The 20,049-nt window shown below is 51.5% G+C and carries 16 protein-coding genes and 1 pseudogene; all 17 read right to left on the bottom strand.

Translation table 11 applies throughout. The features are described from left to right. Positions 1–82: 82 nt before the first annotated feature. Positions 83–960 (bottom strand): annotated as a pseudogene (locus LK436_RS18410) (helix-turn-helix transcriptional regulator). A gap of 190 nt (positions 961–1,150) precedes the next feature. Beyond that, positions 1,151–2,014 carry a CbrC family protein gene (locus LK436_RS01060; protein WP_008394708.1) on the bottom strand — a complete coding sequence of 288 codons (864 nt, stop codon included), beginning with the start codon at positions 2,012–2,014 and terminating at the stop codon, positions 1,151–1,153. A gap of 16 nt (positions 2,015–2,030) precedes the next feature. Continuing rightward, positions 2,031–6,461 carry a suppressor of fused domain protein gene (locus LK436_RS01055; protein WP_044930284.1) on the bottom strand — a complete coding sequence of 1,477 codons (4,431 nt, stop codon included), beginning with the start codon at positions 6,459–6,461 and terminating at the stop codon, positions 2,031–2,033. A gap of 41 nt (positions 6,462–6,502) precedes the next feature. Then, the gene (locus LK436_RS01050; protein ID WP_005928002.1) at positions 6,503–7,072 is read right to left on the bottom strand and encodes a hypothetical protein; all 570 of its coding nucleotides are present in this window, start codon (positions 7,070–7,072) and stop codon (positions 6,503–6,505) included. Positions 7,073–7,086: 14 nt separating this feature from the next. After that, positions 7,087–8,046, bottom strand: a complete 960-nt coding sequence (locus tag LK436_RS01045) for an NTF2 fold immunity protein (protein ID WP_008394713.1) — start codon at positions 8,044–8,046, stop codon at positions 7,087–7,089. 57 nt (positions 8,047–8,103) lie between these two features. Beyond that, complete coding sequence (locus tag LK436_RS01040; RefSeq protein ID WP_006354168.1) at positions 8,104–8,352, bottom strand: hypothetical protein; 249 nt, start codon at positions 8,350–8,352, stop codon at positions 8,104–8,106. Between the two features lie 102 nt (positions 8,353–8,454). Beyond that, positions 8,455–9,192: an SMI1/KNR4 family protein gene (locus tag LK436_RS01035; RefSeq protein WP_008394714.1), complete on the bottom strand. Its 738-nt coding sequence runs from the start codon at positions 9,190–9,192 to the stop codon at positions 8,455–8,457. A gap of 5 nt (positions 9,193–9,197) precedes the next feature. Beyond that, positions 9,198–10,202, bottom strand: coding sequence for a hypothetical protein (locus LK436_RS01030; RefSeq protein ID WP_008394715.1), 1,005 nt, complete (start codon positions 10,200–10,202; stop codon positions 9,198–9,200). 11 nt (positions 10,203–10,213) lie between these two features. Further along, complete coding sequence (locus LK436_RS01025; protein WP_008394716.1) at positions 10,214–12,646, bottom strand: DUF6892 domain-containing protein; 2,433 nt, start codon at positions 12,644–12,646, stop codon at positions 10,214–10,216. Between the two features lie 22 nt (positions 12,647–12,668). After that, positions 12,669–13,124, bottom strand: coding sequence for a hypothetical protein (locus LK436_RS01020; RefSeq protein WP_008394717.1), 456 nt, complete (start codon positions 13,122–13,124; stop codon positions 12,669–12,671). 24 nt (positions 13,125–13,148) lie between these two features. Next, a complete protein-coding gene (locus LK436_RS01015; protein ID WP_015544605.1) occupies positions 13,149–13,904 on the bottom strand; it encodes a hypothetical protein in 756 nt (251 codons plus the stop codon). A gap of 21 nt (positions 13,905–13,925) precedes the next feature. Beyond that, the gene (locus LK436_RS01010) at positions 13,926–14,582 is read right to left on the bottom strand and encodes a suppressor of fused domain protein (RefSeq protein WP_008394719.1); all 657 of its coding nucleotides are present in this window, start codon (positions 14,580–14,582) and stop codon (positions 13,926–13,928) included. 84 nt (positions 14,583–14,666) lie between these two features. Then, positions 14,667–15,500, bottom strand: a complete 834-nt coding sequence (locus tag LK436_RS01005; RefSeq protein ID WP_008394720.1) for a hypothetical protein — start codon at positions 15,498–15,500, stop codon at positions 14,667–14,669. Between the two features lie 17 nt (positions 15,501–15,517). Next, positions 15,518–15,919 (bottom strand): hypothetical protein, encoded by a 402-nt coding sequence (locus LK436_RS01000; protein ID WP_008394721.1) that lies wholly within the window; start codon positions 15,917–15,919, stop codon positions 15,518–15,520. 13 nt (positions 15,920–15,932) lie between these two features. Next, positions 15,933–17,024: an ankyrin repeat domain-containing protein gene (locus LK436_RS00995; protein ID WP_044930290.1), complete on the bottom strand. Its 1,092-nt coding sequence runs from the start codon at positions 17,022–17,024 to the stop codon at positions 15,933–15,935. An 18-nt stretch (positions 17,025–17,042) separates the two neighbouring features. Then, positions 17,043–18,425, bottom strand: a complete 1,383-nt coding sequence (locus LK436_RS00990; protein ID WP_008394723.1) for a DUF6138 family protein — start codon at positions 18,423–18,425, stop codon at positions 17,043–17,045. Beyond that, positions 18,422–19,891 (bottom strand): DUF6138 family protein, encoded by a 1,470-nt coding sequence (locus LK436_RS00985; protein ID WP_166460492.1) that lies wholly within the window; start codon positions 19,889–19,891, stop codon positions 18,422–18,424. Before LK436_RS00985 ends, LK436_RS00990 begins: the two co-directional genes overlap by 4 nt. Positions 19,892–20,049: the final 158 nt, after the last annotated feature.

The following is a 20,049-nucleotide window of genomic DNA, read 5'->3' as shown; positions in this document are numbered from 1 at the left end:
TGAATATTTCGGCTTAAAAATAGCAAAAAGATGCTGCCGCATCTATGATTTTCTAATCATTGATGCGACAGCCCCCAATTCCTCAAATAAACACCCTTGCTGCATTTCTCATCTGGTTTACACACTCTTGGGGGGAAAGAATCTTGATCTTCCCCATAAACTTAAATACCCATCCATAGAATGTGCCGCTTGGGTTTACTTTGATTGTTGCTATAAAACGATCCTTATCATAGGGTCTAACAGGGACATTCTCTCCGTAATGGTCAATGATAACACGCATAAGCTCGTTATCACACTGCAGCTCAACATCCAGTGTGCCCTCCGAGGCAAACATATCAATCATTGTGTTTGTGTATGCAGCCACATCAAAATTTTCAAGCTGAGCAAACTCTGTTGATAAGACCTCAACGCCTGCCAGACGATCTACACGGAAGTGGGCAACTCTGTTATGCTTATGTGAGTAGCCGATCAAGTAATAATGGTCATTTTTCCACTCCAGTGCATAAGGGTTCAGAAGATAGCAGAATGAATACTGTCGATTATGTAGTAGACTTTTTCATTTCCTGGTTTCACGCGGCTGGATAAGCTGGCAAGCCCCTTGAGCTGTTCTGCCTGATGGATACTCGTCAAACATCCCAGCTTCTGTACCAGAGCCTCCGATTTCTTTGCAGAAATGATTTTGGAAGAAGCCACCGCATCCGCCAGCATTTTTAATTCCGGGTATTCAAAAAGCCTGTTTCCCATGAAATACTGATTTTGTGTGCTTTTAACTATCACAATATCAAACCCGGCTGTAATCAAAGCGTTCAAATCAGCATAGACCGTTTGGCGCACTGCCTGAATGCCTCGCTCTTTCAAGTAAGCAGTAATGTCTGTAACAGTAGCAGTATGGTTTTCATCTGTATGCTGATAAAGATAGCGAAGCATTTCAACAACTCTGATATTGCCTTGGCTTTGCATAGTTCCCACCTCCTTTGCTGGTATGATAAAAAGTCAGCGTCCTCCCGAGGCATATTTCCCCATGTTGATGTCCAGCATCCCTCTGGGCGGCTGGATCAGAGCATCCTCATATTGGCACTTCCACTGAATCTCCCGGTACATTTGGCCATCCGCCACGCCGTCTATACAACTGCGTGTTCATAAAAACATCTCAATCGAAATCCATCCAGACCAGGTGCTTTCCGCAGTGAAGACACTGGAACAGATAGCACTGAAGATGCCCTCCGTTAACGGATTCCTGAATCATTTCTTTCTGCTCATCGTCCCACATAGGGTCATCCAAAACTTCTTCAAGCACATCCAGCGCCCGCAGTTCGCTGGCTCCCACATTACCCAAATAGGCGCAATAGTCACCACAATGGACGCGCCAGTATTCCTGCTGCCAGCCGGAATAGCCAGGAGTGCGGTGGAGAAGTTCATCCAGTTTCTCTGGATCGTCTACACCATCATCCAGAGAGCAAACGTCCTGAAAGCTGCCGTTGTACTTCCGGGCCGCCTCGCCACTGGCAATGCACTCTGGGCACAAATACTCAATATCTTCCACGGTATAGAAAGGGTCGGTATAGTAAATATGAATATTCTTGCCACAGCAATCACAAACCACACTCTCCTCAGACTGCTCAAAAGCCCCGGTATCCAAAGGGTCTGGATGATACCGGAAAGAAGGGAGACCAAGTTTGTCCCGCTTTTCCTTGTCTTTTTGTTTCTCCGCTTTGGTTTTAGGCTTGCGGAGGGCAAAGGAGTCTCCCCAGTCATCGGCATATTCTTTCATAATCGCCAGACGCCGGAAAATTTTTGGATTCGACCGATCTCCAATTTTAGAAAGCAATTCATAGGCACTTTTTTTGAAGTCCAATAGGTCATAAACATACACCAATACTTCTTTAGCCTGTGTATCTTCGCTCTGCTCTAATTCTTCTTTGAACGCATAAAGCGCACGAACACTATCCGCTTTCCCTTTTGTCTCTCGAAACTGTTTTTGGAGTTCAATATATTGCTTTAGGTATTCGTTCATAGACACATCCTCCTGCTCAATCCCACCAGAAGTACCAAACAGTGGACTGCCGCAGTACATTGGCCAAAGCACCAACGGTGGCTTCCTCCGGACCCTGGTCAATCACATCAGGGCAGAAGCCGTACAGCTCCACCGCCACATCTACAGCCTCTTTCTCGGAGACAGGAACCGGAAGCAAGAACTCCAGCTCATCATGAGTCATAACTGCGGGTACAGCGCCATACTGTTCAAACCAGTATTTTGCAACTGCCATTAACTCCGGCGTGTTAGGACATTCATTCCAGCCACCAAAGGGCAGATAGGCAAAAATCTCCCAAGGGTTCTTCACGGGGATTTTAGCCAGAATGAGAGGATAGGTCATATTATTATCGGAATTCCAGTAGCTTGAAAAACGACGGTTATCATATCCGCCCTCCATCTCGCCAAGGATCTCCTCATCCCAGTCCATATCGTCATCCTCGGCTTCTTCCTTGCGCTGCCCAATCATTTCCTCAAGAACTGCTTTACTGTTCTTGATGGGGGCGGAGAGCATTTTCTTCCGGTATTCGGCAACTTTGTCCGGGTCGAAAGCATAGTCGTCCTCGCCATCACTGTCCGGGTCGGAATTCATAATCAGGCATTCCCACAGGATTTCGTCATCCGCCTTAATCAGAACCGGCACAAAGCCCTCTTTGACACTTTCCCGTTTGGCATAGTTGTATGCCGACATGATGGGGTCATCATCCGTCATTGAGGGGAAATAGGTACATTCACAGTCCAGATATTCCATCATGGCTTCCGCAAGGTCTGAAGGCTCCAGAGTGGCCTCATCGAAACTCTGCCCCTGCCAGTTGGCGAACCGCTTTTCCATGACTTTTGCCATAGCCTGATAATAGTTTTCATCAAATGGGATGAACAGATAGGCTTCATCCTGGAACTTATCGGAATAATATTGCTCTGAACCGAAATACTCCAAAGCATAGTTATCAATGTCGCTGGGGAAGTACGGGCTGTCCGCCTCGCCATAGTAATATCCAGCAAAGGCTGCGCCCTCCTTGTTGAACAGCGCCCCAAAGAGCTGTCCTTTCAGCTGGTCCCGGATAAAGCCACGCAGATCGGCGCGGCTCAGATCTGCCATAAACGGCTGCACCTGCTCCCAGTACCGCTCCATAAATTCCGCGCTCATCAGATCATGCTCCATGCACCAGCGCAGATAGATTGCCATGTGGTTGTATGCATTGATCTCATCCACCGGCAGGCCCTTTTCCTGAATGGATTCCAGGTGCCAGGCGGCATCGTCCATATCGCCGGTGAACTCCTCCTCTGCAAGCGTTCCTCTGGTGATGGCATTCTGGCGGGTGGGATTGACCACAAAACTGATGCCTGCCATCTTTTCAAGCAGGGCGTCCGCATCATGCTCCATCTTATACTCCATCTCATTATGATAGAGCGGGATCACCTGATAGAAGTTGACCTCCTCGCCGCTCGGCAAAGTGCAGACTTCGCCGCCTTCCTCCACGCCCTGGGGACCGGTCAGAATAGCGGCTTTGAGCTTCGTGTCCTCTGCAAACGGCGACTGCTTGTCCATTGTGTGGCCAAAGCCCAGCCAGGTATCGTTGGAAATGGGCAGGCGGGCCAACACTTTCAAGAGACCAATAGGCCAGTACCACCGCTCATCCTTCAGGGATTCCTCATCCAGTTTCCAATCCGACGGCAGAGCGATGGCCAGCTCTGCTCGCTCCAGCTTGTATTCCGCCAATTCCTCCGGCACATTCATCCGGTGAGCACCCATACCCATCGTCACCAGTGTGTAATAGTCCCGCTCCTCAGAGGGAGGAACAACGCAGATGTCCACATGGATGTCAGTGGAAACCAGTTCATGGAACACATTCCCAAACTCACCAAAGGTGTTTTTGATGTGCTGCTCTATCGCAGACATCTCATCCTCCGAATAAACCTCTGGCTCACTGTTTTTTCTTGAGGACCAGAAGGCATCCGCCTTCGTACCGTCCGGGTTCAGGAAAATCTGAAAATACTGATCGTCTCCCGGCTGTTGATAGACAAGACCAATGCGGCGCAGCTGGTCCACAAACACACCTGTTAGAATGCCCTCTGGTTCTCCTTCAGGTGTGTGGGTCAGCCATTCGCCGCTGTCCAGCCGTTCCTTTAGCTGCCACAGCCAGTCGGTTCCCATCTTGGAGAGTCCAGCTTCGTTCATATGGAAGGAAAGCTCCACAAGATGTTCCTTCACCGGGTATTGGAATTCACAGCAGGGGGAATTTTTCTGATAGCCATACCGTTCTGGGCAGAACAACTCGTAAAATTCGGCAAGTCCTGCTTCGTCCACCCGAATGCAGGCTATGGCGCATTGTTTATCATCCGCATCTTCGTCCAGTCCCCGCTGGAGCGTTTGATCAGCATCGGGATTGATCCAATGATATTCCATCTGCTCCAGGGTGGCTCCGGCTTTGATCTCTTTTTTTAAGGTCAGGAACTCATAATCTCCCGGTTCCAGTTTTAATCCTTGCTTGACGGCATCCAGCGCACCGGATTTATCGCCAAAATGCGCCCGCAGCTTGCCCAGATGGAGCCAGATCCAGGGGTAGTCCGGCTCCTCCAGAGCGCCCCGCTCCGCATATTCCAGTGCTTCTTCCAGCCTGCCGCAATACATCAACGCCACAGAATACCGGTAGTACCAGGTAGCGCAGCCCGTGGCGTTTTTCTCCGAATCCTTCATCCATTCCGCAGCGCGGTAGTAGTGGACATAGTCATCCAGATTATTGCAGGCAAAGGCATACCAGAGGGCAATCTGCAAATCCTGGTGAGCCTGTTTTTCGCTGAATCGTCCTTCTTCTACGCCGCTTTTGATAAAATCCTCCAGCCAGCCGAGCATTTTCTCAAAGTAACCGGTGGTTCCTTCATCAAAGGATTCCAGTGTTTCAATATCCTCCGCCGAGAGCAGGGAGCCAGTTTCCTCATGAATATCAGGCTCCGGTTCTTTCTCGTCCAGTAGCGGCACACCACCCACATCCCGCCGGAATGCGTGGAAGTGAGCATAGGGCAAGTCGCTTCCCTCAAAGAATGCCTGTGCTGCTGTTAGTACAGCGGGCAGATCCCAGGCGATAAAATCCAGATACCCACAATACAGACCAGTGGCCCCACCCAGGAAGGTCACGGCTTCCTCTCCTGCATCCCGTAGGATGGTATCCCGCAGGTTATCCCGGAAATCCAGAATAGCTTTCACTCGTTCCTCACCGGTAAAACCGGACAGCGGGTACAGGAGGAATCCAGCGGCAATGCCATCCTTGTGGTACTCATCCACCATATCACTGCGGGCAGTCAGGTAGTCGTTGATGAGCACCGGCAGGCGGCAGCTTCCAGTATAGACATCCAGCCGCCAGTCAGCCTCCGGGTCCTCCACCGGTTCCAGTTCATAGGCAAGATAACTGTTTTCCAAGTAGTCGCTGCCATCCCGCCAGAGAGAAAGCCCCATGCTTTGCAGCAACTCCGGCAGTTCGGAAAGCAGCTTGGCCGGTTCGTCTTTCGGTTGAGCATAAACATCAAACCCAGCAACAAAGGCGATAGCGGAAACTTCTCCGATGGTTTGATCCACCAGCATAGAGAGTGCCCACCAGACCTTGTCTGTGTCCTCTTTCAAGATCGGGGTCAGCTTTTCACAGTAAAGGACCAGACTTACCTGATGATCCTCTGTTTCCTCTGCCCACATCTGCACATCCTCAGCCCGAACTTCAATCTCTCCAGCTCGCAGCTCGAACCCCTCACAGGGCTGGCGGCCTACCCAGATATTCCAATGCTCAAGCACCGATTCTGGGGCCTGCTTCTGGAAGTACACCAACGGGAACAGGCGGGAGCGAAGCCCCTCTGGACTGAGGATCAATTCATGCTTTTCGCCATTGAAGCCCAGCTCGAAGGAAGTATCACGCAGGGCCGTCTTGAGTGCATTCCCGCATTTTTCAACCAGTTCTTCGCCGCGCTGGTGTGTTTCGTCCGTATCTATGATTTGACGCAGTTCTGCCTCAATCTGAGAAAAGGCTGCCCATGCTTCCTGCGTCCTTTCACGGAAGTTCTTTTCAAAGCGGGGCAGGGACAAACGACGGCGGCAATCGTTTATGTACTCCTGAGTATCTTTGTCTCCGGGGCGGGCTTTCAGGGCCTTTTCAAAGTAACGCAGGGCGGGGCCTTCCTCATCCAGACAGTAATAGGCCAAAGCGATTCGATAATTCCAGCAGTGATCTTCGGCAAAATACTCCTCATGGGGAGCCAGAAGTTCCAGCGCCTTTTCAAAAGGCTCCCGTTCTCCTATATGTGCAACGGCAATATATGCCTTGGCCAATTCGCTGTCCAGTTCCGGGGTGCGCTCCTCGGCAGGAATCGCTTCCAGGGTGTCGATTACCTTCTGCGCTTCATCCTGTTCAAACCATTGCTGGCATTGTTTCAATAAATCCATATCATGATCTCCTTTTCCATCTTCGGTAGGGATAGGTTTCACTAATAAGCAGAGCTTGTAATTTCAAAGCTAAAATTCATATCTGCATTTATGGTGGCTTCTTCATTTGTGGCTGGTTGTATCACAAACTCAAATGTAGGTTCATAGTCCCCGTCCTGCAAGGTTTCTCCACCCAAAATCTCGATATGATACCAGCCATTTGCAAGCTCAATCATCGGCTTCTTATGCACTCTATAGTAAGAAATCAGATCTTTCACCTTTTCAGGCGTAAACTGTTCCAATATTGGCCATGTAAAAAGCATCAGCATATTATGATCTACTTTGAGGGAATAGCCACTTTTTCTAAGCTGCAATCGGTTTCTTTCTTTGCACAGCTCCGGTCTATCACCAGAGAGATTGAACAATATGGTATAGGGATAGTTTTCAATACCGGTCATTGGGATTACAATTCCTTCGGCAAATATCCTGTCGCCGCTTTCGTTTGTGGTAAACTCCATCGCTAAATCATCTGAAAGATGATTTGCCTGCTTCCAGTCCTCCAGCAACAAAATGTCACCAAGGAGAAAATAATTAACAAGATCGTTTAATACTTCCGTAAACCTATATATCATCCATTATGCCTCCCTTACAATCCCACGCGCTGCCAGCCGTTCAGCCGCTCCTGCACTGCGTCAATCATCCAACCCTCGCCCACGCGCTTCATGAGAAAGCGGCGGTCAAAGCCGGTATTTTTCTCTCTGGTGTAGATGTAGAGCTTGTTTTTAGTGATCTGCTCCGCGTCAAGGAATTCTTCCCCGTTGTAGGTGCCCTGGGCGCTGTATGAGAGGGCCAGAGGCAGATAGCCCGGACGGGGCTTTTCGCTCACATACTTCTCCCAGATCGCCAGCAGGCGGGGCACAGCCTCGGCATCTTCAAACCCAACCTGATCCATATACTGCTCCCATTCTGTCATTTCGGCAAAGAAAGCGGACAACACATTGCGGCATTCCGACGCTGCCTGCTCATCCAGCTGGACGGGCTTTTTGGCCTTTTCCCGCTGGAGCTGGGAGAAGTGTTCCATCTGCTCCTTGGTAAATTGCACATGGGCCACCGGATGGATGTAGTTGTTGCCGGCGACAGCCAGTAGTCCATCATAAGTAACAGCAGTGTGGTCGATCCAGATGTGGGAGAGTTTGGGGATGGAGGCTGCTCGAAGCAGACCGGCATCCTCCAGCCTGGTGTGGTCAAGGGCCAGTAGATCCAGCTTACAGCTTTGCAGGGCGGACAAGCCGCTTCCGTCGATCCCGGCATTCCCGGTCAGCAGCAGATAGCGCAGCTTGGGCATGGCGGAAAAAAAGGGGAAACAGGCGTCGGTGAGGGCGCCGTTCTCCACGCCGAAGTTGACCATACTTTTATGCCCGGCAAAGGGGGCAAGCAGTTCATCCGTCACCGGATACCCTTTCACATGGAAGCCCACCAGGGTGTAACCGGCCAACCGCTCCATGATCTCTGCGGTCAGCTTCGGGACTTCAAATTGTTTCTCTCTATCTAAGGCCAGGACACCATTTTCCCAATCCGCTGTCCGCGCCCGTTTTGGCCATTCCATAGCTTTCCTCCTTACTCCTGTGCTCAATCTGGTAACATTTCATGGGGAAATCTCTTTTCAAATATCCCAGTCTATGAAATCTTCACGATTCAATACAAAGTGCTGATACAGGCACTTCAAATTTTCCTGTTCATCCCGTGAGAGCTTCGCCCCGTTTTCATACTGTAAAGTGTCGGCATACAGGATAAAGCCATCCACTTTTCCTGATGAAGCCCGAAACTCACCGTTTCCAATAATAGCAACATCGCCACATACAAATGTAACCGAAGAAGAAGTGGTATGGATTTTCATAATTGCTTTGATCATGACTTCCTCCAAAAATCACATCATTGTGTACTTTGCTCATTTGGATTGTCTTTAGCGGGCTCCAATGCCGATGAATCGCACCTGCACAACGCAGCTTCGACCTTACAGATTGCGGATATATGCTTGATCTTCCAGAAACTTTTCCAACGAAATCTGCTGCTTTTCGTACATCAATCCCCAGCGGTCAAGAGAGTTTTCCAGCGGGGCGGTTCCGGTATCAAGACCGGAATAGATCAAGAGCGGCAGTTCTTTCAGCCTGTCTTTTGTCTGCTGAAAGCTGCTGTCGCCAAAATGCTGTTTTAGAAACACCAGAGCCTTTTTGGTGTCGGAAATCCCGGTTACAATCAGGCGGATGTAGTGATAGGGATATGCTGTTTCATATTCCTGCGTTTTGGGTACATCCAAAACGCTTTCGAGAAAATCTTCCAAACAATCAAAGGCAGGCTGAAAGTCCCAAGTTCCGGCGCCATGTTCTGCCCAGAACACGGCTGTATCGTTCCGTCGCAGGTCCAGGCAGTATGGATCACCAGCATCAGACGCAATCACCACAAGATGCTCGTCCCAATCTTTAATTACCTTTTGTTCCACAGGATTATAGGCGTATCCCTCCTGGCCCTTCACAAGGGTATCCAGTCCCCACAGTTCCAGGGCCTCATAGGTATCATTGCTCCACACGGTTCGCAGTCCACAGCAGCGCTCCAACAGCATCCAATAGTCTGCCGGAAGTTCCCAGCGTCTGCGGATCTGGCTCTTATACTGCTTGGACATGGCTTGCTCCATCGCAGGTATATCAATTTGTCTTAATAGCTCGTCCAATAATTGCTCCAATCGGCTTTTCATCAATATCACCTCTCATTTTCGGGTGATACTATTCTCCACCCGGATGTCTGCACCCGGATAACAGGACGGAAAAAGTCATAGTCATTGTGAATCTCATTATCCTCCCGAACCTCCGGTTTACAGTGAGGGGAACAGGGTAAATATCCAAGCAAAGGACCCATGCCACCGCAGACATTGCAGCCGCCGTCGCCGCCGCAGGTGGTCAATGTTTTCCCGTCTACCAACTCCCGCTTATAGGGGTCGTAGGCGATAGACAGGCCAAAGAAGTTGGGCTGCTCCATGTCGTATGGCTTACCCTGATCTTCCCCGTTTTCAAAGTGGTGCAGTTTCATCTTGTGGTCCAGTCCATCCCCCCAGGGAAACAGGGTGCGGCATCCGCCCCCGCACAGATAGGCCCACTCATCCGGCGTGGGAAGGCTGGCTGCCAGCTCCCACAACAGGGACCGCTGAAATTCCGGGTAGGTCATTGGATGGCACAGCCACGCTCGCCAGCTATCACCATTGCGTTCAAAGCGGACAGTTTCGTGTATTTCAAAGCTCTGGCTGTTCTGGCCCGCCCACTTCTGCAAGTTCTCCAGCCAGTCGGGGTGGGCGGTGATGCGTGGATCGTTCATGGGTACGCTTTCCCAGCCAATTTCCTCCAGTTTTCTGCCCACGAACATGGGGGCGATGGTCACCTGGCGTACTGGGGTCATGCCCTGCCTGAGAAATTCCTCCGCAGAGCCCTCATATTCGATTTCCGCAAAAATATCCGCCAGTTCCTCTTGGTTGGCCTTGTCCATTCCTTGGACAAAACTCTCCCAGCCAAGAATCACGGTATCGCCCGGGACAAAGACAAACTCCCGGCCACCTTTTTCAAATAGGCCGGTGGTGCAGCTTTGTCCCCAGCGGGAAAAGGCGTATAGTTCCTTGAATGTCAAATGATAACGAGTCGCCAGCGTCTGCATCAGCCAGAGCTTATCGGACAGTTTCAAGGTATCAAATTGTGGGCGAAATAGTTTTTCGTTCATAGCAGCGCACCTCACAGCAAGTCTACCTTGATACCGCACCGTTCCAGAACGGGCAGCACCTGTTCCGGCTTGGAGGACATGAGGGTAATATGTTTGAGATTGGGGAACTGGCGCAGTTCCGCCTCAGTAATGGTATTAAGATCAAAGGCTCCATCCTCGCCATCCCAGAACGGACAGAGCTGGGTATAAATCTCGCTGCCGCCATCCATCTCGATTTCTGTGACCTCCGGGGCCAGCCGCTCCGGGACAGGGTATTGTTCCAGCCACTTCCGAATCTCTGGGATGGGTTCATACCCTTCCGCGTCAATGTCGATCTTGCGTCGGCTATACTCTCTGGCAAACTCATGGGCATCCAGTTTAGGAGCCAGTAAGCCTTTCTCGTACATCAGGACTTCCATGACCGCCAGCTTGAAGTTGAAGCTGGTAAAGGTGAGCACTGGTTCAGTCGGCTTGGATAACTTGTATTTCTGCGCTTTCGCCGCCTTTTGCTCTGGCTCTTTCCAGCTGATCTGCACCATGGCGGAGAGGGCCTCCAGCTTTGCTTTCTGCGCGGACTGCTCCCCTGGAACAGGACCCGGCAAGCGGGTATAAACGGTAAAGCCGCCTAATTTGAGGGTATGGGCAAATCCGGCGAAATCCTTCCAACTGGCCTCCCGGTAGTCCTTGGACCCGATCCAAACCGTTCCGTCAAATGTCTGCCGAACCGCATACTCTCCCTGTGCCGCTACCCGGACACCAAGGGTTTTGATGGTCTGCTCATCTTCATCTAACCAGCCCTGGAGTCCAAGCTCGTCCCACAAAGCAAGTGCCTGGGTATAGGGACTCTCTCGGCCAGTCATGGGGCTTTTCCGTGTTCCATTTTGCAGGACAATGCGGGCAGGCCCCAACTTTTCCGCCAGCTGCGACAGGGTAAACGGCGGCGTAAATACCGACCCCAGGATGGTCAGGCTGTCTTTTTTGAGAATGATTTTTCGCTCTGTGGCCTTGGGCGGTAGGAAGATGGGCAGATTCGGGTACATTTCTTTGTACTCCTGCCATTCCAGCTTTTTGGGCTTGTTTACCGTCCGCAGAAAGCCCCAGAAGTCGATGGGATAACGAAATACCGGCCCAACCCTATCCCGCCGGGTGACGATGACCACCGTGCCATCGGTGAGTATTCCAATGTGCTGCATTTTCTCCCCGCCGAACATTCCTGGACGGATACGCAGCACTTCACGGGTGTTCCTATTGATGAGCTGGGCAAAGTCATCGGAGAGGATCTCGCCGTTTCCCTGCACCAGCAGCCAGTCCCCGGTAAACCAGCGCAGTTTCAGCCCCTCGCCCATTCCGGGCAGGGGGGCGATGCGGCATCGCCCGGTGTCCATGTCCAGTTCCAGCAGGCATTCTTCCATCCGCCCCTTGCCACTGACTGCGTGGATCATGGTAATGCGGCCTGTGCCGGGAACGGGAACGGCCTCGGAGAGATGGTCGTATCCATCCAGAGAGAAGGTGTGTTTTGTTACCTTGCCGTTTTCCCAGCGGTAAATCTGCCCCTTGTACCACTCGTTGGAAAAGTAGACCCGGCCCAGACCGTCTGTCGTAATGCCGCAATGGTATTTGGTGCTCCATCCATCTTCCGGCAGAGTCCAGTTTTTCACATCCTGACAGGTGCCCCGGTCTGTCAGTTCAATCCGTGTAGCGTTGGTGGGATCACCCACCCAGAGGGAATGGTCAGCCCAGCACAGGGTCTGGGGTGGACCGTCATATCCAATGGGGGACGGTTCGGCCCAGTTAAGCGTGGCTGGATTCTTGCTCAATAATGCTCGGCCAATAGTCCCGCTGCCAGCGGCCCTGGACGCGGCATAGAGTCCATTTTCTGCGGAATAAGTGAGGCACCCAAGGTGCGGCAAGCTGTGGGCGCGGGTCACCTGGGGCGGACGCTGGCGCAGATCGGCCACACAGCCGTTTTTCCATTCTTCTGCATCCTGGTTTTTCCATTCGCCCGCCGCAAAATCACCCGCCAGGGAGTTGAAGAAATAATCGTACTCATCCTGAAGTATGTATTCCTCGCAGGGCATTAGCTTTCCAGGGTCCTGCTCCTTGGCATGGTCGCCCCATTTTCGTCCTTGCTGTTTCATCAGGTGACAATATTGCCCCTGCCTTTTGCAGTAGCGTTCCCATTCGCTGCGTTCTTCCTCTGGGATCAAGGCAAACAGATACTCGTCCTCATCGTCCAGGTTATACAGTGCCCAGCCGAAGGCAGACAGCTCCTGCCCCAACGCCGCCGCCCCTTTTTCATGGGATAGTTTCATATATTGAACGCCAACGGCATCAAAGCGTTCATCCAGCAGCGCCGGGACCTGTGCGCCCCATTTCCCTCGAAGTTCCGCCAGAGTGTCCTGTACGGCTCCGTCAAATTTCAAAATGTCCAATGCGTCTGCGATTTGTTCTGCAAAGTTCAACACCAACTGCCCCCCCTTATTCCGTTTATTCTTCTATTTCTTCCGCTTCCGACAAGCCATATACATCCGTTGGCGTATCCCCTGAAAACTCAACCATAAGTCCAAATGGCTCCCCCACAGGAAGGGTACAAATCTCAAAGTGCAGGCCCCATTCTGTCTCATCATAAAACAGAAATTGCGGCTGCTCGGCGGGAATCTCCGTTTCAGGGAATGGAGCGCGCTGCAATCCAAACTTCTCAGGGCTTTTACCAATCTGCGCCTGAATCTCATGCTCCGCTTTTGAAAGATACTCCCGCCAGTTTTGAAGCACAGAACGGATAAAATTCAGGTTTGCCGACTGAAGTTCAGATGTGTTCAAAATAATGGAAAACAGGATCTCTGTGTCTGCGATTCTTCCAGTCCAGCAGTGGATGGTCCCTGGTCCTTTCTGAAAGGTCAGTGCTCCCAATCCCAAATCGGAATGTTCAAAAAACTGTTCCATATCATTCTTGCCCCAACCCCCAGGTTACAGCGACAGCCATGTGGTCAAAGCACTAATTTCCTCCCGCAGCAATCCGGATTTCCCAGCGGCGGCAAAGGCTTTTTGGATACTGCCATAGCGCCGCCCGGAGCGGTCTACCAGCTGGAGCGCGGCTGCCTCCAGACCGGGAATTGCCAGCACAGCATCTGCCAGCGCCTGGGCGGAGAGTTTATCCCCGATCAGAGAGGCGGCAAAGTAGCGCAAATGGCTGTGAGAGAGGGCGGACAAATCGCTGAGTTTATGCAGTTCATAGAGTTTCAGGGCATAAAGGGAAGGAAGCCCATCCAGAGCCGGTAGTTTCTGCACAGCTGGTAGTGACTGGAGATAGAGTTTCTGAAGCCGGGTCGCCGGAGTCAGGAAAGGGGTGAGATCTTCCGTTTTCCGCATTTCCTCCAAATGGAGATTGGTAATGCTGGAGAGAAGCGGGGTGATGTCGCCATTCTTTTCCCCACGCAGGTGGAGAACACGCAGGCCGGGGAGAGAAACATTGTCCCAGGAAACAGGGGCCGACAGCCATAGGGACAGTGTATGAAGCTGCTTTAGCTCGGAGAGAACTTCTACACCCTCACATTTTTCCATTAGGGTCAGTTCCTCCAGATTGGGATAATCTCGCAGGAAGGACAGATTCACCTTCCGCTCTCCCGTCACAGACAGACACCGTACCGCATCTGGTTTTAGTCCATTCAGATCAATCTTTTCTCCGCCGCGCCAGAAAACTGCGGTGCAGTATGCCTGTTCCATTTTGCTTCTCTCCTTATTCTGCTAATGTGATTCAAAATTAGTATCCGGTCTTTGGAAATATACAACATGGTCTACATCTTCCATGTATTCCAGCATTTCATCTGTACTATGCTGAATCTTGTATTCCAGTTCATTCTCTGTCAGAGGAATCACCTGATAAAAACCGACCCAACTTCCATCTGAGAGCTTACAGACGGCAGCACCCTCCGGCGCATCCTGTACGCCTAAAAGAACACACCCTGCCAGCAATGTATTGTCTGCGTATGGTGTTCCGTTTTGAATAGAATGCCCATAGCCCAGCCAAGTGCTTTCTATGATTGGAAACCTCGCTAAATAGCGAAGCAACTCTACTGGCCAATTTTCTTGGCTTTCCTTACTTTCAGGGTTCCACTCAGGCGGAAGGCACATCATCAGTTCTATCCGAGAGGGAAGGCCATCCTCTTGGTATTCACTTGGGATCTTCATCGAAAACGCACCCATGCCTGTGGTTACCAAAGTATAATAGTTATGTTCCTCATGGGGCGGAATGATGGAGACATCAACATGAATATCTTCGCTGAAAAACTCATGAACCACTGTTGTGGCTTTTCCAAAATATTTTTCGATATGGTTGTCCAATCGTTCGAGTTCATCGGGACTATATAATGCTGGATTCTCCAAATACTTTCCAGTAATCATTGATCACACACCTTACTTCTTTTCTCGGCTTACATCATCAACACCAGTAATCATCAAATTCTTACCAAAACAGTCCTATTGTACTCATGCCAGTTCCGCATCCAGAATCTGCAACTGTTTTCCTTTATCATTCACATAGTAAAGTGCAATGTAGTCAATGCCGTCCCGTTTGACCTGCTCCCAGGGCATCCGCTCACCGTTAACCAGTTCCACGGTATCAGCCTCGTCTACCTCGAAGCTCTCTTTTTCATCCTCATAGTCGATATTGTAGCCCAGTTCCAGCACCAACTTGGAGGCAGGGATCTCATACCGCTGGAGGGGGCGATGCGCCAGCTGGGCTGGATTGTGTTCATCGCAGAACATATTATCATAACCATGCTGCCCACCGTCGAAGATGACGAACTCCTCGCCGCTCTCTGGGTCGCGGGCTGCCACCAGTCCGGGGGTCTCGCCTCTATCTATGATATAGGATTGGGACTCTCCCTTCACTGTGAGCAATTCTCCGTAATACCACACTTCCAGCAGTTCATTTCCGGCAGAGGAGCAGAGGGTCACGGTGGGCAGGCGCTTTTGTTTTCGTTCTTTGACATGGCCCTCCAGCCAGGTAGGGATTTGGGGAAAGGAATCCCGTTTCTTCTTTTTTCGTGGTGATGCCTGTGTATCGTTCCACGGCTCCATATCCAGAATGATGATCCATCCGCTATAATCGCTGTACTTCATTGTGGTGTGCGCCCGGATATAATCCTCCCCCCAGAGGGCCACATCCGCCTTACTATACCAGGTAGTCTGCGTTACACCATCCTCATTGGTAACATCGCAGCAGAGGTAATCTTCTGCTTTCCCGTTTCTCAACGCTATCATACGAAGAATTTCGGTATCTTCCGGGGTGACTTCACGAAAGTTCATTTTTAATGCCATAGGGGAGCCTCCCTGTATTAAAAGGTGTCGTAGCCAACCTTCGGACTTGGCACGAACTGCTCGTCAAAGGACACATTGAGATAGAGTTCCCCAGCCGGAGAGTCCCCAGTATCGTAGCAGAGGGAAAATGTCCCGTAGCAGCCGGACTTGTCTATCGTGATGTCGGTCAGGGGCAGATCGGGGATGTCCTCATCATCAGGGAATTCTTTCTGTAAGATCTCGTGGGCCTGCCGGTCCAGCTCATCCAGTTCCTGAGCTAATCGCTCCCAGAAGGGCATTGCCAGAATCTCTGCCTCGGTATAATCATTGCAGTTGATATGCAGTTCCTTATCTGCCCGGTGAGCCGTAAAGTAGACCCCGCAACTCATTACCTCCCAGTTATCCGCATTCCATAAAGATAAGAGTTGATCTTTTGTCATTTGTGTTCTCTCCTTATTCCTCAAACTCGCCCTCAATCATTCCATTAAGATATTTTCCGGGATCAGCAATAAATTCCTCCCATTTGGCTAACGGATGAAACTCCTTATGCTCAATGTCCAGATACCAGAGTTTCTTATCTCTGGGACTCCACAGCAGCAAATAGTCGCTGTAATTGTCCATTTTCGCCATAAGGGAGAGCAACTTTTTCCGTTTCCAGGTCATCTCCTGTAAATCCATGTAGGGGTACAGTTCCGCCCATTTCACCAGTTCCCGCTCTGGAAATTCCAGACGCAAGGGGCCGGTCTTTAAGTATTCCACCAGCTTGGCAGGCAGCTTGTAAGGCATGAGTTGACGCGCCTTTTCCTGTTCGTTATGCCATTCCTCCGGCTCCAGAGCTTTTAAGTAGGCGGCCATTTCCTGATTTTTGTTCTGTACTGCCACGGTGTAGGGCCGGTCACCGTATTTATCCGGGATGGTGATGTCTGCACCCTGTTCCACAAGCCAGCGCACCATAGAAAAATCGTTGTGCCGTGCAGCTTCAGTGACAGGAGTCGAAGCGTAGGGAAACACCATATCTGGCTTGTGATAGTTGATGTCCGCCCCGTTTTGAATCAGATACTCCACCAGCAGCTGATTTCCATGGCTCGCCATACTGCGCAGGGCTTCACCGCCGTATTGTTTCAAATCCATGCCCATCCTTTTCAAAATGGGGAGTACATTAGGCTCATCCCGATCCACCAAGTGGAGAAACAGCCTGCATATATCCCTTTGCGTTGCGGGGATTCTGACTCCCACATCTACCAAAAAGGAAAACAGGGTCAGGTCTTGACTGCGCAGGGAACCACAAAGCAATTCTTCCGGGTTATGGGTCAAATCTGCTCCGCATTCGATCAGGAGCTGTACCATGTCCATCCGATTTTCCAGTACAGCCAATTCCAGCGGAGAGGCTTCGTCATCCCGCGGCCAATCTCCAATCATTACATGATAGCATTGTGGCTCATTGGGAGAATGCCCTGCGTGAAGCAGGGAACGAATCGCCTCTATGTCACCACTTTTGATGGCAGCCATCATGGGAGGTACATTTGAATAGCTTACTTCACTCATCCGAGTCCTCCTTATAGTCTATTGAAAAATTTCCTGATACCTTTCTCTCAGTTCCTTCGGAGCCGTCTTAATGACCTTGCTGCCGCCGTTTTCAGAGGCTTGCCCCCAGATGGCCCAGAGCAGGCTCTGCCAAGCGATGGCCCGGAATTTCGGGTCTTCGTTTTCTTCCGGCAGGAGATAAGCGGAAAAGCGGCGCTTGACTGCCAGCAGTGCATCCAGGCTTTCCCTATTGGCTATCAGGCTGCGGAATTCTCTGGCAGGCTCCAGCCACTGCATAGATAATGCGCCCCGCACCAATACCCCCAGCGTCCATGGTTGGAACCCAAACTTTCGGATCAAGGCATGAAGGAATTTCCCTTGCAGGGAGGAGTGCTCGTCATCGCAGAGATCCAGATACTCCGTCACCAGCGGTGCCCACGGTTCTCCCTCCAGCCCCAGGGCAAACACGGCGAAGGTGCCGGGCATCGCACAGGCTTCATCTGAGAGGTTTTGGTACCACTCAAATTCCCGCATAGCCAGACGAGCGTATCGCGCCATAGCCGGATGCAGATTGGGGTGTTGCACAGCACAGGCAAAGAGCTGATTGACGCCCTTTTTGGGCAGACCGGGAATGGGCAGATAGAGTTTTTCCTTCCCACGGAACTCCACCGAGTAACTGCGGGGAAATCCCTCCTGCTCCAACACCGCACACAGGTAATCCAGAATTTCAGCATAGCACTCCTCCGTGGAGTCCCTGGCGGTGATGCGGATGGTAGCAAACACATCATTGGCCGATGCGGTGAAATGCTCCGTCTTACGCCGCTGGATGTCCTTTGGCAATTTGCCGCTGCCGCCCGTTTTCAGCTGCTTCACCATGTCCGGGCGAATCTGGGAAACCAGGCCGAGAATGTGCTCGGTGGTGAGGGAGTTGTAGCTGGCTCCATATACCGTATAACAGACCGCCACATAGCAGGCAAAGCGCAGCAGGCCGTCATCCACATCCTCCGGCCTCAGTTCGGGCCACACGGTGCAGGGCGGGTAAGCGGAAAAGTAATCCTCTTTCTCTCCAACCTCAAAATACCGCTCCTGCACCTGATGTTCGATGTATTGTCCCAGTGTGTGGTCAATCTCTTTCCAGCCCGCCAGCCGCCGCAGGGCATCGCAGAAGGCGACCGCATCCGCATAGGGAAATCCCTTCAAAGGCAGTTTGGACAGGTACCGCTCCAGCAGCTGGCTGGGAAGAAAGGGTGTTCCGTTTTGATTCCGAACAACCACCGGGTAGCCGGAATGGTTTTCTTTTGCGGTTCCATCCAACACATCCTGAATGCACTGATCGGCTTGTTCCAGCACTTCGGGGTCTGTGTCCGGTTTATGGATCAGATAATAACGGCCATGCACGCCGTCTCGTTTCGGTAAACTCATAGCAGGCCACCTCTTTCTTCCAGGCTCTCCGTGATTGGAATAAAAATCTGCCGGCAACGCTCTTTCAGTTCCTCCGAAGCTGCTTCCACCACTTTTTGACCACCCTTGGCGCTGCCCTTTCCCCAGATCACATAGCAGACCGTCTCCCATGCGTATTGCAGCACTTCCTCCGGGCTGGCTTCTGTTTCCTCGGCGGGTTCCTCGTCATCATCGTCATCCTCGTCGGAGGAAAAACCGCTTGGAACGATCTCGGACAGGTGGGTTTTTGCCTCCAGCAGAGCGTCCAGGCTTTCTGCGTTTGCCATCCACGCGGCATAGTCCTTGGAATACTTCATGTTCTGCATGGACAGCACCCCACGGACAAATACAGGGACGGTATCGGCGGTAAATCCGAACTGTTTCACATACTCCCGGAGGAATTTTTCCTGTAAGTGGGAGTGCTCATCATCGCAGAGATCGAGATAATCCCATACCAGCTGCCGCCACTCTTGCCCCAGCATTCCCAGGGCGAACACGGCAAAACTTCCGGGGAGCGCGCACTGCTCATCGCTGAGATTGGTGTACTGCTCATATTGCCGCATGGCAAGCCGGGCGTACTGTTCCATCAGGGGGTGGAGGCCGGGGTACTCCACGGCACAGGCAAAGAGCTGGTTTACTCCCTTTTTGGGCAGTCCTGTGATGGGAAGATAACTCTTTTCCGGCCCTTTGAACTCCACCGCATAGCTGCGGGGAAAATCCTCCTGCTCCAGAATCTCACACAGGTAGTTCAGCACTTCACGGCAGCATTCCTCCGTGTTGTCCCTGGCAGTAATACGGATCACAGCAAAGGCATCGTTGGCCGATGCAGTGAAGTGCTCTGTTTTCCTCTTTTGCAGAGAGAGCGGCAGCTTGCCGGTCCCGTGTTCCCGGAGCTTTTTCACCATATCCGGACGGACTTTCTCCACCAATCCAAAGAGGTAATTGGCGTCCAGATACTCAAAGTCCAAACCATACACTTTATAGCTCACCGCCACATAGCAGGCAAAACGCAGCAGCGGCTCCGGGACCTCCTCTGCACGGATACCTGGTTTCAGGGAATACTCCCGATCCCAGAAGTGATCATCTTCATTGCCTGTCACAACAAAATACTTCTCTTGTAGCTCCCGTTTCAGCATATCAAGTAAATAGTAGTCAATTTCACCCCAGCGGCTCTGGCGGCGCAGGTTTTCGCTGAAAGCAATGGCCTTTTCCGCGTCAAGGGTCTCGGCCTGCTGCGCTTCGGTCCATTTTCTCACCAGAGCGTGCACCTCAAAGGGTGCGCCTTCGCTGCTGACCACTACCGGCGGCCAGAGGGAATCAAGCCGCGTGATTCTCCCGTCAATGGCATCCTGGATACACTGGTCAAAGAGCGGTTGCAGTTCCTCCTGCACCTCGGGCTTCATCCAGTAACAGCGCCCGTCCGCACTATTTCGTTTTGGTAAACTCATATCAGGCCACCTCTTTCCGAACAATAAAAAATGCCCTGCGACACCCTGTCATTTGGACAGGCTGACGCAGGGCGCGAAAAGGCCGCACAGAACCAAGACCTGTATCCCAAGGCTCTGTGTCTGACGATATTCTGCTGTCTTTCCCGTCCGTTTGGACA

The organism is Clostridium sp. M62/1 (assembly GCF_020736365.1).
GTDB lineage: Bacteria > Bacillota > Clostridia > Lachnospirales > Lachnospiraceae > Otoolea > Otoolea saccharolyticum_A.
The sequence above is the reverse complement of the archived record's forward strand: the minus strand, read 5'-3'. Positions and strand labels throughout refer to the sequence as shown.